Source organism: Mycoplasma sp. Mirounga ES2805-ORL (genome assembly GCF_017084445.1).
In the GTDB taxonomy this organism is placed as follows: domain Bacteria; phylum Bacillota_I; class Bacilli_A; order Mycoplasmatales; family Metamycoplasmataceae; genus Mycoplasmopsis.
In genome coordinates this window covers 258108-273767 of the sequence record NZ_CP070947.1, presented here as the reverse complement: position 1 = coordinate 273767, position 15660 = coordinate 258108, and the positions used below count along the sequence as shown (strand labels likewise).

Annotated in this window: 11 protein-coding genes; 4 read left to right on the top strand and 7 right to left on the bottom strand. The window is 26.0% G+C overall.

Annotated features, from left to right (window positions below):
* Window positions 1-7: 7 nt before the first annotated feature.
* Window positions 8-1306, bottom strand: coding sequence for a thermonuclease family protein (locus JXZ90_RS01105; protein WP_205848564.1), 1299 nt, complete (start codon window positions 1304-1306; stop codon window positions 8-10).
* A gap of 106 nt (window positions 1307-1412) precedes the next feature.
* Window positions 1413-3569, bottom strand: coding sequence for a P68 family surface lipoprotein (locus JXZ90_RS01100; RefSeq protein WP_205848563.1), 2157 nt, complete (start codon window positions 3567-3569; stop codon window positions 1413-1415).
* A gap of 223 nt (window positions 3570-3792) precedes the next feature.
* Between JXZ90_RS01100 and JXZ90_RS01095 the strand changes: the two genes are divergently transcribed.
* Window positions 3793-4206 carry a hypothetical protein gene (locus JXZ90_RS01095; protein WP_205848562.1) on the top strand — a complete coding sequence of 138 codons (414 nt, stop codon included), beginning with the start codon at window positions 3793-3795 and terminating at the stop codon, window positions 4204-4206.
* A 63-nt stretch (window positions 4207-4269) separates the two neighbouring features.
* Here JXZ90_RS01095 and JXZ90_RS01090 read toward each other — a convergent pair whose 3' ends face one another.
* Window positions 4270-7278, bottom strand: a complete 3009-nt coding sequence (locus JXZ90_RS01090) for a lipoprotein 17-related variable surface protein (protein WP_205848561.1) — start codon at window positions 7276-7278, stop codon at window positions 4270-4272.
* A 345-nt stretch (window positions 7279-7623) separates the two neighbouring features.
* Between JXZ90_RS01090 and rpsB the strand changes: the two genes are divergently transcribed.
* The 3 genes from rpsB (at window position 7624) to JXZ90_RS01075 (ending at window position 10239) form a co-directional block, all read left to right on the top strand.
* Window positions 7624-8607: a 30S ribosomal protein S2 gene (rpsB, locus tag JXZ90_RS01085; RefSeq protein WP_205848560.1), complete on the top strand. Its 984-nt coding sequence runs from the start codon at window positions 7624-7626 to the stop codon at window positions 8605-8607.
* A 65-nt stretch (window positions 8608-8672) separates the two neighbouring features.
* Window positions 8673-9551, top strand: a complete 879-nt coding sequence (gene tsf / locus JXZ90_RS01080; protein WP_205848559.1) for a translation elongation factor Ts — start codon at window positions 8673-8675, stop codon at window positions 9549-9551.
* 196 nt (window positions 9552-9747) lie between these two features.
* Window positions 9748-10239 (top strand): hypothetical protein, encoded by a 492-nt coding sequence (locus tag JXZ90_RS01075; protein ID WP_205848558.1) that lies wholly within the window; start codon window positions 9748-9750, stop codon window positions 10237-10239.
* A 39-nt stretch (window positions 10240-10278) separates the two neighbouring features.
* On the opposite strand, the gene JXZ90_RS01070 is transcribed toward JXZ90_RS01075, so the two are convergent.
* From JXZ90_RS01070 to JXZ90_RS01055, 4 genes are read right to left on the bottom strand one after another with little or no spacing between them, the layout of a single operon-like run.
* A complete protein-coding gene (locus tag JXZ90_RS01070) occupies window positions 10279-11151 on the bottom strand; it encodes a DegV family protein (RefSeq protein ID WP_205848557.1) in 873 nt (290 codons plus the stop codon).
* Between the two features lie 19 nt (window positions 11152-11170).
* Window positions 11171-12796 carry an MHO_4530 family protein gene (locus JXZ90_RS01065; RefSeq protein WP_205848556.1) on the bottom strand — a complete coding sequence of 542 codons (1626 nt, stop codon included), beginning with the start codon at window positions 12794-12796 and terminating at the stop codon, window positions 11171-11173.
* Between the two features lie 2 nt (window positions 12797-12798).
* Window positions 12799-14979, bottom strand: coding sequence for an ATP-dependent helicase (locus JXZ90_RS01060; protein WP_205848555.1), 2181 nt, complete (start codon window positions 14977-14979; stop codon window positions 12799-12801).
* Window positions 14980-14993: 14 nt separating this feature from the next.
* Window positions 14994-15659: an RDD family protein gene (locus JXZ90_RS01055; protein ID WP_205848554.1), complete on the bottom strand. Its 666-nt coding sequence runs from the start codon at window positions 15657-15659 to the stop codon at window positions 14994-14996.
* Between the last annotated feature and the right edge of the window lies 1 nt (window position 15660).

Genomic DNA, 15660 nt, shown 5'->3' with positions numbered 1-15660 from the left:
ATTTTAACTAATTTGGGTATGAAACATCTTCATATTTTCAAATTGTTTTATCTATATCTTTATTGTACTTATAAAAAATATCGAAATTAGAGTTGTTTTTTATTATATATATATTTCTGCTAACACCTTCTGGTGTATTAAAATACTTAAAGAAACCACTTTTATTTGTTTGAGCCTCAAGCATTGATTTAGCTATTTCAATATATGCATAGTGAACGTAAGATCCGTTATTTTTCAATTCATCTATCAACGGCATTTGGCCATAAGGTAATGTCAAGCCTTTTCTAACTATTTCCGATGAATAGAAGTATTCATAATCTTTAGATTTGGGTCCTTTAAAAATAATATCGCCCGTTATTCTTCCGTATGTATCTAAATCACCTCTACGAAAAATTCTAACAACAGTGCCTACAGGAAAGTTCTTTTCTCCAAAGCTTGATGATTTGAATGCAAATTGTCTTTCAAATTTAGTTGCATCCACATTTCCAACATGCTTTTCTGGTGTATCAATACCTAAAAATCTAACTTTTCCTTCATATCCTATAGGTTTATAAAAATTGTTTTCGTCAGGCACGCTTACAATTTTCATTTCAAATGTATCTCCATCAGACCATTTTATTATTTTTGCGTCAAAATAGTATTTAGGATCAATTTTAGTTCAGTCAACTTTTATTGGTTTAGCCTTTGAATAATCTATTAAAACATCATTAATTGAATCAATACTTGGCATTTCAATATTAAAATTTAATTGAATTTTTTTAGTTGGTATATTGATCAAGTAAAGTCAATCATTTTGACCTGTTTTATAATAAATTTTGAATTCAATTGTTCTAGTTATGTTTAGTTTTTCAGATTTTTTAAATTCATAATCCTTATCAAATTTATGATCAATTGACATTCTATCTAGGTTAAACAATATTTTGTCATTAACTAATATCGATGGGTTTCCTTCAATAATAGATTCATCAGCATAGTATTGTTTATCAAGTGAATATCCATTTTTAGTCTTAGGAACCAAATATTTTTCTGAAATTGATCTCATTACTTTTTCAAGTTCTGATTTTTCTTCTTTAGTTAATTTGTATCCCTTAACATTAACATCAGGTAAACTTGAGTCTAATTTATTAACTTTTTCAAGTTTGGCTGTTTTATCTAGTATTTGTTCATGAATTTTTTTAAAAAGAGATTCTTTTGTTTCTTCTTCTTTTTCGGATCCACCATTATTGCATGACATTGAAATAATTGGTGTTGCTAAAACCGGCAATAAACTTCCTGAAAGTATTAAATATTTCTTACTTTTATTCATTTTCCTCCCTATGTTTAATTCTAAGATTAGCTTAAAATTAAATAAACAAGATAATATAGTATCTTGTTTAATAATTATAGAGTATTAATATTAAGTATTAATAATATTATTTAAATAAATCTGAAGCGTTTTGAACTACACCGTCAATAATTTCTGTTTTGAAGTCTTTTAGAGATTGATTTGTAGTTATTTTGTTGTAAACGTTTTTAAATTGTTGTCCTAATACTTTTCTAAAGTTATCTGAATTAACATCAGCTAATTCTTCATACATTGCGTATTTTTCATCATTAAGCATTGAATTTTTATATGCATTGTAAGCTAATTTTAGATATAAGTTATCTCCCTTATAGTCATTTTTTTCAAATCCTTTTACAGGGAAAACATAACTAGCTTCTTCACTTAAATATTCATAAGGTGCTTTGTTATTTAATAATGACGCATTTTTTTCGCCACTTGTTAGTCATTTGACAAATAATTTTGTTGCCTTGTCTTCTTCATCGTTTGCGTGAATACCCATTAATGATGGTCCTTGTGAGTAGTAAACATCCTTTTTATCATTTTCATTTCATTTTGAAATTGGGTTAAAGGCAAAGAATTCGTTTTTATTTAAAAATCCTGAGTCACTTATTGTTACTTTTTCAAAACCACCATCTGTAGTAAATTTTAGAACAAATAATTGATATTCTTCTTTAGCATCTTTTCCGATTGAAATGAATTTGTCTGATGCTTCTGGTTTCTTCGCAAATTCTTCTAATTTACTAATTATGTCAGTTTTTTTGGTTGATATTTTAAACAATAAAGTTGAGTCACTACTTGGTCTATTTGTGGTTGGTAAATTAGTTATGGCATTTAATTTATCTATTGTTTCTTGTTTAACATTAATATCATATTTTGCGCCATCAACTTTAACTTGATCAAAGTGTTTTCCTGATTTATAGAAGTATTTACCATCGCTGCTTTTACCAAAAGGTACCGCTTCTTCTCCGAATAGAACTTTTGCACTTGAATTTTTAAGTCTAAATTCTGTTTCAGTTTTTCCATCTTTGATGAAGTTATAGTAATATCCAGCTGTTGAACCTAATCCCATTGCAAATTCATGGTATTTTTGACCATTTGATGTATAAGAACCATCACCTAGAATTTTTAAAGCTCTTTTTTCAATAGTCATTTTGATTTGTTCATATATTTTTTGAAGTTTTTTGATAGCTTTTTTTTCTGTGTTTTTAAATGGTTTATAGTCAACTTTTTTATCTTTAATTCCATTAACATTAGTTGAAATTGATTGAATATACATTTCAGTATCATCAGCATCAATAGCCGCAAATGTTAGTGTAGGTATTAGGCCACTAATGTCATCTATACCTAAAACCGTAACATTTGTATTATCCTTTGATGATTCAGTAAATAATTTTTGTGCTTTTTGAGCAAAATCAAATATTTTTTCACCAACTGAGAATGTTGATTCATCAACTACATAATTAGAACCTAAAATGGTTTGAATTTGATCATTTGATATAGCGGTTCCTCATTTTTGTACAACTGTTGTACGGTCAGTTTTACCGTTTGTTTTAATTTCTTCATAGTTTGCTAAATTAATTTTTGCTCCAGCACCTTCCATTGTTTCTAAAATGTAACTTAAAACTGGTGCATTTACGGCAAGTGCATGAGTACTTTTTAGAGTTGGAATAATTCATGTACCTTTATTAACAATGTTTGATGTGTTGTTGTTTGAAGCTGTAATTGATTTAGGGAATAAACTTTGTGATGTTGAATATTCTTTGTTTTCGTCTTCAAAGTTTAAAAGCATTCCATTGATTGCTATTTCACTAGCAAGAGGTGCATAGTTTGTAATTAAGTTAGGCAAATCTTCTGATTTGGAACTTAAATCTTGTGTAACTTTTTTACGTCCACCATCATAACCAGATCCAATGTTATCAATTGTTACTTCCATGTATCCAGCTTTTGCTCTTTCTTCTGCTGTTTTAGAGTTTCAATATTCGTTGTATGCTTTTATAACATCTTCGAATGCGTTTCATTGAGATTTACCTTTTGAAAAAGTAACTCCTAATTCAACCTTTTTGTCATTTTTTGTGTCGAATCTTTTATCTATAAATTTTTCATTTGCTAATAAGCTAATTTCATCTTTTTCTTCTTTTTTGTCTTTTTCTTTACTGTTGCTTCCGCAACCAGCTGAAATAGCAACAGGTAAAACTCCTGATAAAGACGCCAATCCCATTAATAAAAATTTTTTATTTTTCTTCATATTTTTCCTTTTGATACCTATTAAATTAATAATTTAACGTGCTTTTTATGCATAAAATCTTTGATACTCAATACTTAACTAGGTTATAAAATTAATGTATTTATATATTTTTAAATATATAGCACGCAATCACATTTTACGCGATTATGTATTAGTATCACAATAAAGATATTAAATTAATAATTTTTGTGAAATAAAAATTTCATTATTTTATAATAAATGAATGAATTATAGGTATTTTTTAAGATCTTCACTGATGATTTCATCATTAAGTTCTGTTGTTATTGCTTCAAAATGTGTTTCAAATAGCAAAGAATTGTTTAAAGAGGAATTACATTCGGCGCAAGATTACATTAATAAAATTGATGCAACGGATTTGAAGGAAGATAAATTTAAAGACTTTAGAGAAAGTTTTGATGGTTTTAAACTATGAATTAATCATATAAGTGTGAATACACCAAAGGAAAATAGAGATAAAGCATATGAGCTTGCTACCAAATTAATTAATTCTTTTATAAAGATATATAGATCGTGACTTGAAAAAATAAATACAAATCAAGTGATAACAAATAAGGATATTATTAAAAAAGAATTTTGGAATGAATTAATTGAAAAATTAAATAAAAAAGAAAACTAGTTTTTAGCCAGTTTTCTTTTTTATTAATATCTTTTTTGATTTATTTGGTTTTTTCATAAGTGATTATGAAAAATCAAATATCTTTTGGCTGAAAATTTCGCTACCTCCTTCTTTATTCCCTTTAAGAACACAAACTCATTCAAAATATAAGACGTTATTTCTAATTACAACTTGTATTCCTTTACGATTACTTATTTCTGTATTTTTATTTTTTGGAAGAGTAATTGTTGTTGAAGTACCTGAACCATGTGAACCAACTTTAGCAATAGTTGTTGTTATGCCTTCAACTACATATTTCTTTTTATCACCTTGATTATATCTAACTTTATTTTCATTATTATTTAGTCTAAGAATACTGTAATTTTTAACGTAATCTTTTATTAATAATGCTTGTTCTTTTGTAAGTTTGCTTGTGTCAAAAACAGTTCCGGTCTTAGATGCTCTATACAATTCCGGGTTTGCATATTTAGCAGCTTCATCCGTCACGAAACCTTCTATTGTTTTTGTAATTATTGCCTCATTGTTATTTCCGGTAACGTTATCCACTAATTTAACTATTACTTCTAATGTGCCATTAACATCGTCTGCTTTTAGTGTTTTTGTAATTGTAAATAACTTTGCTTCTTCTTCGGAAAGACCTATAGATAAGTCATTTTCATTAATTTTAGATGCGTTTTTAGTTAGCGATGATTGATCAACAAGGTTTATATTAATTTTAGATTTATATGACTCAATGTTAAATTCTTTCTTTTTAAAATCTTTTACTACAAATATTCTAAATTCATTTTCAGATCCCTTAGTTAAAGTAATCTTAAGTTCTAAAGTGCCTTTTCAATCATCTACTTTATCCGAAGTAATTTCAATTGAAGTTGTAATTGAAGTATCAATATTGTGGTTTTCACCATTCTTTTTAAATATAAAATCTGTGTTTCTCGCTTCAGAAGCTAATTTTGATGTTTTGTCTCCGTTAAATTCAACACTTAGACCTTCAAATTCTGAATCTAAAGTTGTTTGTTTAAAGCCACTAATTTCAGCGATTTTTTCATCTGAAAGAATATCTTCTTCATTAACTTTAGCTACAACTTGGTATTTTACTGACAATAAGTTTTTAGATGCGTCTTTTATAATTTCTAAAACATTAATGCTCAAATTTGTGCCTTGATCAGCTATGTTTGGCAAAGTTATTTGGTCTTTCATAGCGTTTACTACTGACACTTTATCTTTTTCTTTATAGTCAAATTTAGTTTTAATGTTTTCGGCTATTTCTGTTAATTTTTCTTTTGTTACTATTGTGAACTCAGTTGGTTTAATAGTTGTAAGTGTTTGACTAGCAATAATATAATCTCAATTATGGTATCCTAGATAGAATTTAATTCCATATTTATTATCACTTGTCTTAATAAGAGTTACCTTATTAGCTCCGCTTTTGTCTAATTTAGAAAATAGTTTTGTATTACTACTTGGTTTAACATCTATTTTAAACACAGTAACATTAGAATTAGTTTTAATTTGCCCATCTTTGTAATCAAATTTTAATTCGTCTCCATCTTGAAGTTTAGAAAGTTCTTCTTTAGAACTAGGAGATTGAACTAAGTAGTATTTTTTAATTGATTCAACTTGATCAATTATTACTTTAGCTGTTCTTAAACAACCTGTTAATTGAACTTCAAATATTTGACTATCTTGACCATTTTTTGTTAAAACAATATTAATAGTTCTGGTTCCTTCAATTAGACTACTGTCTGAAAGACTATTTTTTTCGGTTTTAAATTCCTTCGTTTTCACTGTGATAGTAGTTGGTAATTCACTATCATTGTATTTAACTTTAACTTTTTCAATATCTAAGTCATAAGCAGTTGTATTTGTTTTATTTTCATAGTCTAATGAAATACTGTTTTGAATCATTTCTCAGTCTATAGCAAATCCTGAAATTTTATATTCTTTAGATGACGTTTTATTTTCTCCAGTGACTTTATCAGTTAATTTAACAGTAACTGTTAATTCTTCATCTTTAGCAACTAATGTTTTTTCTAAATCAAATAATTGAAGTTCTTGATTTGATAATCCTTCAACCTTAATTTGATCTTCTTCAATTGAATTTGCGGTTTGATTTTTAAGATTAGAATCAATTAAGTTAACATTAATTTTATTTAAATACTTTTCAACATTCATTTCCATTTTCTTAAAACCAATTAGTTCAAATTCTCTAGATTCAAATTCTGAACCTTGTTTTAAGGTTAATTTAATAGTTGCTTTACCTGTTCAATCACTTGTTTTTTCCTTTACTATTTGAAATTCTTTGGTTATTCCGGTTTCTAAATTAAATTCTTGTGTGTTCTTTTTTAATAAAAGATCTTCTAGTTTTATTTGCGAAGGCAATATTGTAGATAAATCATTGCCAACTTTAGTTAAATCATATTCAACAGATAAATTATTGAATATTTCCGAAAATTGAGATTCTTTAAAACCTTCAATTTTGATAGTTTTACTATTAGAAGTGATACTTCCGTTTTCAGTTTTTTTAAGTTTAAATTCTACTTCGATTGTTGTTGCTGTTTTAACATTAATGGCGATAAGACTAAACTCATATCCATTAGGCAAGTTGCTAATAGTTAAATCATCTTTTGTTTTGATATCTTTAGCCATTTTTGTATTTTTATTTTCAACATCAATTTTTACTTGGCTAAGAAGTTCTTCTTCATCAATTCCTGGTTTTTCTTTTTTGAATCCTACAATTTTTATAGTTTTAATTTTTGTTAAACTTCCATTGTCAATTTTTTCTAATTTAAATGATATGTTTAGTGTTTGATTGTCATTACCATCCTCAATCATTCCAATAAACTTGAATTTATAGCCATCAGGAATGCCTGACGAAACTATATCTGCTTCAGTTACTTCTTTAATGGTTTTTGTTTTTTTATTTTTTATATCAATTTTTACTTGATTTAATAAATCTTCTTCTATTTTTTTAGTTTCTTTTTCATCATTATTACCACAGCTTATTGCAAGTGCTGGGGTAGCGACAACTGATGATAAACTACCTAACAATAATACAATTTTTGATTTTTTCATTTTTGATTTTTTCCTCCAAATACTTATCATGTAATGAAATTCCTTGACATTACATAGTTTCATTATATGAAACGGTTCAAAAGTGTTAAATATAAGATAAAAAAAATATTCCTTTTGTGACAATTTGTTCCATATTTTTTATTTAAATTGTTTGTTTTTTAACTAAACTTGCCAGTCACATTTTCACTTGAAAAATTTGTATGGAAAATAACAATTTTTGATAAAATAAAAAATGAATTTTAAATTCAATATAAAACACTATTATGAATTCATTTGGGTGTGCTTTGAGAAAAAGTGCTAAATGTTAGAAATAATAGGACGAAAAACAAACTAAAAGGAAAATTTATGACACAAGAAACAAAAGAAAGAAAAGAAGTCGCTTTAGATCAAAATGAACAAACTTCTAGAAAAACTTCAAAATCTGTTGAAGCTAAAGACGCATCAGCTGAAGCCGCAAAAAAAGATGATAAAAAAGCTATTATTCCAAAAGATAAGATTTTAGAAGCAGGAGCATATTTTGGCCACAAAAAAAGTATGTGAAACCCTAAAATGAAGGAATTTTTATTTCCTCAAACTAAAAAAGGAATTCACATTATTAACTCGAATGTAACATTACAAAGATTAGAATATGCATACAATTTATTATTGAAATATGTATCAAAAAATCCAAGACTTTCATTTATTTTTGTTGGTACAAAAAAACAAGCTAAAGATTCTATTAAAGAAAATGCCATTAGAACAAATAGTTATTATGTATCAGAAAGATGACTTGGTGGTACATTAACTAATTCACAAACAATTTTTAAACGTGTTAAATACATGTCTGAATTAGAACAAAAAGCAGAAAATAACTTTGATGGTTATACCAAAAAAGAAGGATTAATGTTTCAAAAAGAACTTGATAAATTACACAACAATTTAGAAGGTATCAGAAACATGAAAGGGACACCAAACTTCATGATTGTTGCAGATCCTAACGATGATGAAATCGCTGTTAAAGAAGCACGTAAAAAAGGTGTTAAAGTTATTGGTATTTTAGACTCAAATGCCAACCCCGATTTAGTAGACTTTGGTATTCCTGCTAATGACGATTCAGCTAAAAGTATTAATTTAATTATTACAGTTTTAGCAGATGCCATTGCAGTTGGTAGAGGTGGCAAAGCTAAATATGCTTATAAAGATGTTGAAGATATTGTCTTTCCACAATTTGAAAAACCAGAAAACTTAAAATTTAGAAGAGACTACTCGCAAAACAAAAGATTTAGCAATAATAGAAAAGATTTTGTTAGAAAATATTCATCTAATGAAGATGAACCAAAAAGCGAATAGTAATAAGATTTAAATATAGTTAACAATAGTTATCAAAAAATACAAAACGAAATAGAGGAGAATTTATGTCTGTTAATAAAATGGAATTAATTAAAGAATTAAGAGATCGTACCAATGCTGGTATGATAGATGTTAAAAAAGCGCTTGAGGCAAATGAATGGAATGTAGAAAAATCAATTACTTGATTAAAAAGTAACGGAAAAATTAAAGCTGCTAAAAAAGCAGGGAGAGTTAGTGCTGAAGGTTTAGTAACAATAGCAAGTAATGACAAAAATGCTGTATTAGTGGAAGTTAACTGTGAAACAGACTTTGTTGCAAGAAATGAAAAATTTAAATTATTAGTTGATGAAATTGCAAAAATTATTTTAGACTCAAACGCTAAAAATGTTGACGATGCATTACAAGTAAAAGTTAATAACGAAACTCTTAATGATTTAATCTCAAACTCAACAGCTCAAATTGGTGAAAAAATATCACTTCGCCGTTTTGAGAGAGTAACAGCTAATAAGGGCGAAGTTTTAGGAAAATTTGTTCATGTTAATGGTCAAATAGCAGCTATTGTTACTGTTGAAGGTTCACATGAAGAATCAGCTAGAAATGTTGCTATGCACGCTGCTGCTATGAAACCAGAATTTACATTTGTTAAAGAAGTTCCAACTTCTAAAGTAGAACAATTTAAATCTGAATTTTCAAAACCTGACAATTTTGATAAAAAACCTGAAAAAGTTCAACAAATGATTTTACAAGGATCGTTAGATAAAAAGTTAGGTGAAATTGTTTTAGAAAAACAAGCGTTTATGATGGAAGAATCATTAACAATCAAAAAATATCTAGCCAATGCAAACAATAAACTAGTTTCTGCAATTCGTTACACAGTTGGTGAAGGTCTAGAGAAAAAACAATCTGACTTTGCAAGTGAAGTAGCAGAGCAAATGAAAAAATAAGTTATTTAATTTAAAATAATATAGGAACGTGCTTCGGCATGTTTTTATTAACATTTTTTAAATTTGTATTTTTATAAAAACAAATATTTAATAGTTTTTTTTATTAAAAAACACACTTTATTTAATTTTTCAACATTTTAATAAAGAGGAAAATACAGTATTTTATATGGGTATCTTATTTTTACAATAATAATGTATGAAAAATGAACAAAAAAATAACAAAAATTTTCCTATACCAGTGTTAAAACCTATTTATTTAGCAACAGAGTTCGTTAACAAGATTAAAGGAGATACATTAAAATCTAACGTAATGATGCTAATAGCAGAAGATGACGATGACGTTTTCTTTGTTTCATGTTTTAAAGAATTAGATTCTATGAGAATTAATTCTAATGATATTATTGAAATAGATGTAAAAGATGGAATTAATGAAAATGGTGAAACTCAAAAAGTTGATATTGCCAAGTTTATTGATTTAAGCAATATATTTAAAATGAATTATCATGACTTAAAAAGAAAAATAGTGAATGATGACCATGAAATTAGTAAATTATCGTATATTGGAATTAAAAATCAAATTGAGGTTGTCAATAGAATTACTGAAAAATTAAATAATTCTGATGATATGCCTAAACTCGTTATTATTAAAAAAAATTTAAGAAAGGTTAGTAAAACTTCAGAAGTTTAAAAAAAATGGAATAGCTCCATTTTTTTATTAATCTAAATTTTATTTTTTATTAATTTTAGGCATTATTGATAACGAAATAGCTTCTGGTCCCGTGTGGACTGCTATTGAACTAGCATTAAGTTTTTCAGAAGCAAATTTAATTCCTAATTTTTCACATGTTGAACGGACTGAATTATTAAAATCTTCATCAATACCATAAATGAAATGCACATCATATTTATCATTAATTTCACTTGCACTACTTAATTCAACATGATTTAATAGTTTATGAACAATTTGTGTGGCAGCTTTACTTGAAGAACGAGCTATTCCACCATTACTTACTTTATTGTCATAAAATTTAACATAAGGAAGTACACTTAATTTAGAAAAAGTTTTTAACAGTAATTTTTTAAAACCTGTGGCCCTACCACCCTCAATTAAATAGTTGATTTTTTGTGGAAGAATAAATATTAATGATTGCTCTTGAATTTTATTAGTTTCTTCAATTATTTGAGAAATTGTTTTACCTTCCTCAAATTTATTTTTTATAAATTCAATTATTTCTAGGTACATATCTCCAGCTAGCGAGTTTTCAAAAATATGAAAATTTTTATATGCTGATTCAAGTGTTGCGGCAATTCTCATTGATGAAGATAAGCCAGTACTTATTCCAACATAAATAACTTCATCATATTCCTTTGTCATTCTTTTAATTGTTTCTTCCATCATTCCTAATTTTGGTAGTGATGTCTTAATTGATTTTCCATCTCTAATCATTTCAAGCATTTTAGTACGGTCTATACCTCTACCATCTTCATATAGTTTTCCATCAATTTCAACATCAATTGAAAAGAATTCAAAACCTTTTTCCTTTGCACTTTTTTCTGTTTCGCATGAAAACGAATCAATTATAAAACCTATTTTTTTCATAATACTCCCTTTTTGATTATTAAATCTTTTCTATTTTATATTTAATTTGTAATTTTTCTAGGTAATAATTATTTATTTTTGAATTAAGCTTTTCATAGATAACTATATTTGTATTATCTATTGATTTTATTAAGTTATATAAATTTAAATATAAATCTGTATCTATTTCGATTTTTGAAGTTATCGTTTCACCTATAATTAAGTATTTAATTTTGTATTTGTGAATTTGACTAGCGAGTGAGTTATCAATTTTATCTAAATATAATCCTATTTCAATATTTTTGTCTTGATTTTCCTTATTGAATTTTTGAATTACATCAAAGTCAAAATCTATATCTTTATTGTTTAATAGAAATACTAATTTTACATTGGATTTAGGCAAATCATATTTATTGTTAATTAGATCATAAGTATTAGATTTGAGAATGACTGTAGATTCTGAATCGATGTTATCAATTAAAAATTGATTTCACTTGTTTGCATAGATTATTTCATAAAAATAAATATTTTTTAAAAATTCTAAATTTTCATTTGATATCCCAGTTATATTATTTTTAAGAAGTTGAATATTTATTTTTTTTCTGCTATCTATGTTCTTGACATGGACTGTTTCCTTTATGTATTCTTTAAATTCATTTTTATCTTCAAACATCTTTGTCAATTCAAGAAAATCATTAAAACTTTCACTATGGTTTTTATTATCCAGCGTTCATTCATTAAATTTAGAGTTTTTAGGATAGTTAATTTTATTATAAATTAAATATTTGCATTTGTCGTTATACTTATCTAATTCCTTAATTGAATTTATTGCTTTATTCGAAATTAAAGAAATATTTGAGAATGCAAAATGACTTATATTATTTTTTTGAATATTTTTAATTTTAGTTAGCAATAATTTTTCAAGTTTTATGAGATCTTTGATATTTTTTCTTGGAATAACTATTTGCAAAATGCCGTTTTTTTGATATAAAAAACCTTCATATTCCATTAATTCTAAAAATTCCAAAATACTTAAAATTCCTTCATCATTTATTTTTTTAGTAAAAAATGATTTTTTAATGTCTAATAAAACTGACGTAAAGTATTCATATTCTTTTTGTTTTCTTATGAAATTATCTGCACCTAAAACTAATTTAAAATTAGGGTGGTTAAAATCCTTACGCTTAAATTCATATTGAATAGAACATAATACCTTGTTGTCTTCCAACTTTAAAGGAAACATTTTAATATTTATTAATGAATTATTAATATCTATGTTCATTTTTTTTAGTGTTTTAGTAAATGGATTATTTTTTTCATTGTTTTTTGAAAGATATCCATAAATATTTAAAATTCTATTACTTCTATCATTTTTTAAGTATTCATCAATTAATTTCGATGTCTTGTCGTCAAAGAAATTAATAAATGAGTCTAAGTCATTGTAGTGATTTTTACTAAATGAAGTATTATGATCAATATTTAAAACGTTACTAAATTCATTTGAGCTAAGTTTGACAATAGTATTTTTTTCAACATCAATTCTAAAATATTGAAATCCTTTTGTATGAACTTTTTTAGCTATTATCATCTTGTTGCTAAAAATAGCCAAAAGAATTATTAAAATAATAGTTGACACTATTAGAACACTAAAATAAAAATAATTCATTACTAATTCTCACTTTCACTTCTTAATAGTCTAATAGAAGGGTGATTCTTTTCCAATGTTTCAATTCTATTATTAGTAAATTTTACAATAATTGTTTCATTTGATACTTCAACAACTGTTCCTTCACCAAAAAATGTGTGAGCAATAATGTCTCCTCTTATTATTTGTTTATTTATTGATTTTATTTCTTTTTCATCTGTTGCTTGAATAATTGATAAATCTATAGGGTCATGATGCAAGATTGTTTTATTTAAATCAATTCCCATTTCACTTAAAAATCTTGAAGGTTGTTTTTGAGTATTTGTGTTAAAAAGATAACCGCGACTGCTACTTACAAATAATCTATCTTTTGCTCTTGTTACAGCAACATAAGCTAAACGTCTTTCTTCTTCAAGCATTTCTTCATCACTAGTTTCTAAGGTTTTGATATGTGGAAACACATTTTCGTTCATTCCAACTAAGAAAACATTATCAAATTCAAGACCTTTAGCGGCATGAACTGTCATAAGCGAAACGTAATTTATTGAGTTATCAAATTCATCACCAGCTGAAAAAATACTAATTTCTTCAAGATATTCTCTCAATCCCTTACCTTGATTTTGTTTTTCTCATTCCTTTATTGATTCTAGTAATTCATCAATATTTTCTCTACCAGAATTATTTAATGTTAAGTCACTATCAATATATTCTAAATAGTTTATTTCTTTTAAAAAATGTGTTAAAACAGAGCTAATTCCGTTTTGTTTTAAAGCTCTACGATATTTATTGATTAGATTTAGTAAAAGAACTAAATTTTCTTTAGCTTTTTTCTTAATATCTAAAGACATAAAGTTTTCTATTAGATATTTGTAAATAGACATTTTTTTCTGATTAGCAGCATCTGTTATTTTCTTTAGAGAAACTTCTCCTATCCCTCTATTAGGAACATTAATAATTCTAGTTAAAGCAATATCACTTCCATCATAAATCACTCTAAGAAATGCTAAAACATCCTTAACTTCCTTGCGTTGAAAGAATTTTAAACCATTAAATATTTTGTGATTTATTCCTTCATTAATTAATTCTTGTTCAAATGAACGTGAATAGTGATTTGAACGATAGAAGATGGCAATATTTTTTAATTGAATTTTTTTCTTTTTTAATTCATTAATTTTTTGTACAACTCATCTAGCTTCTGCTTCTACACTAAAAGCATGAGTATATTCAATTGGTTCGCCATCTGGATTAATTGTTTTTAAATCTTTGTTAAAACGTTTTTTGTTGTGCTTAATTAGTTGATTAGCTGCATTAAGAATTGTTGGGGTTGAACGGTAGTTTGTGTCTAAAATAATTGTTTTTGTATTTTTAAAGTCTTTATCAAAATTTAGAATTAAATTAACATCTGCCCCCCTTCAACCATATATTGTTTGATCTGGATCACCAACAATTGTAAGTTGGGCATTATCTGATGCTAGAAACTTAACTATTTCATATTGATGTTTTGATGTATCTTGAAATTCATCAACTAAAATGTATGAAAATTTACTGCTTCATATTTTTCTAATTTCAGGAAAATCTGTAAATAGTTTTTTAGTTAAAATAATCAAATCATCAAAATCTAAGCATTTTTTGTCTTTTAGATATTGATTATATTCATCAAAAAGTTTACCAATAAAAGCGTTTGATTTTAAGCTAGCTGGTTCTCTTTTATTTAATTCTTCTATTAATTCTTCAGTAGTAAAGTCGTTATTTTTTGCTCTACTAAATACTCTGATTATGTATTTAAAATTAACCTCTTCAACGTCATAACCATTATTTTTATATATAGATGTTATTACTTGCTTCTTGTCACTTTCATCTAAAATTTGAAAGTCGTTATTTAGGTTTAAATGAAAAGCTTCTTTTCTAAGAATGTTAGCACACAATGAGTGAAAAGTACAAATTTGCAATTTATTAATTTCTTCACCGGTGTATTGTTTAACACGTTCAGTCATTTCATTGGCAGCTTTGTTAGTAAAAGTTGTTGCTAGAATCTTAGAAGGCGAAATACCCAATTCACTAACTAAATAAGCAATTTTACGTGTTAAAACTCTAGTCTTACCAGACCCGGCTCCCGCAATAATTCTTAGAGGACCATCAAAATATTTAAGTGCCTCTAATTGTTTATCATTTAATTTATCTAAAATTTGATCTATTCTTTTCATTGTTACTCCTTTTATTAATTATGATGAATAATATCTTCATTATTTACTTTTATTGGAACAAGTTTAATTTTCTTATTAACTTCATATTGAGTAAAAGGCTTGTTATATACAATTCTTCTATTATTTAGAAAATCATAAAAACCTAATTTTGATTTAGATACAATAATAATTGCATAGTTTATTATTGATATAAAAAATCAAATAGATGTTATAGTTACTATAAATCTCTCAGTAAATACAAATTTAGCTGGTGAGTTTTTTTTAATATCACTCGAGCTATTAATATATTTTTTAAATTCATTTAGTTCGTTGCCATAAATTGTCGATAGAAATATTATTGAGACAAGGAGAAAAAAACCAAATGACGATATCGAAGATTTAATTACATTTTTAATTTTGCTTCATTTTGAAAGATTATTTTGATTAATTGTTTTAACATTGCAGATTAGCATTCCAATTGTTTTATTATTTAAGATTATGGGAATTAATATAAACAATATAAAACTAATCAAGTTTGAGAATAATATAAATAAATAATAATTAAGAGACATTACATGTTCGAAATTTCCTACTAAAAAATAGTAAATTATTGACACAGGTAAAGCAAATAAGACAAAATCAATTATATTTATTAACAATCTCATTCAAAACGAAGCATTTTTTCATAATGTTTTATTCATA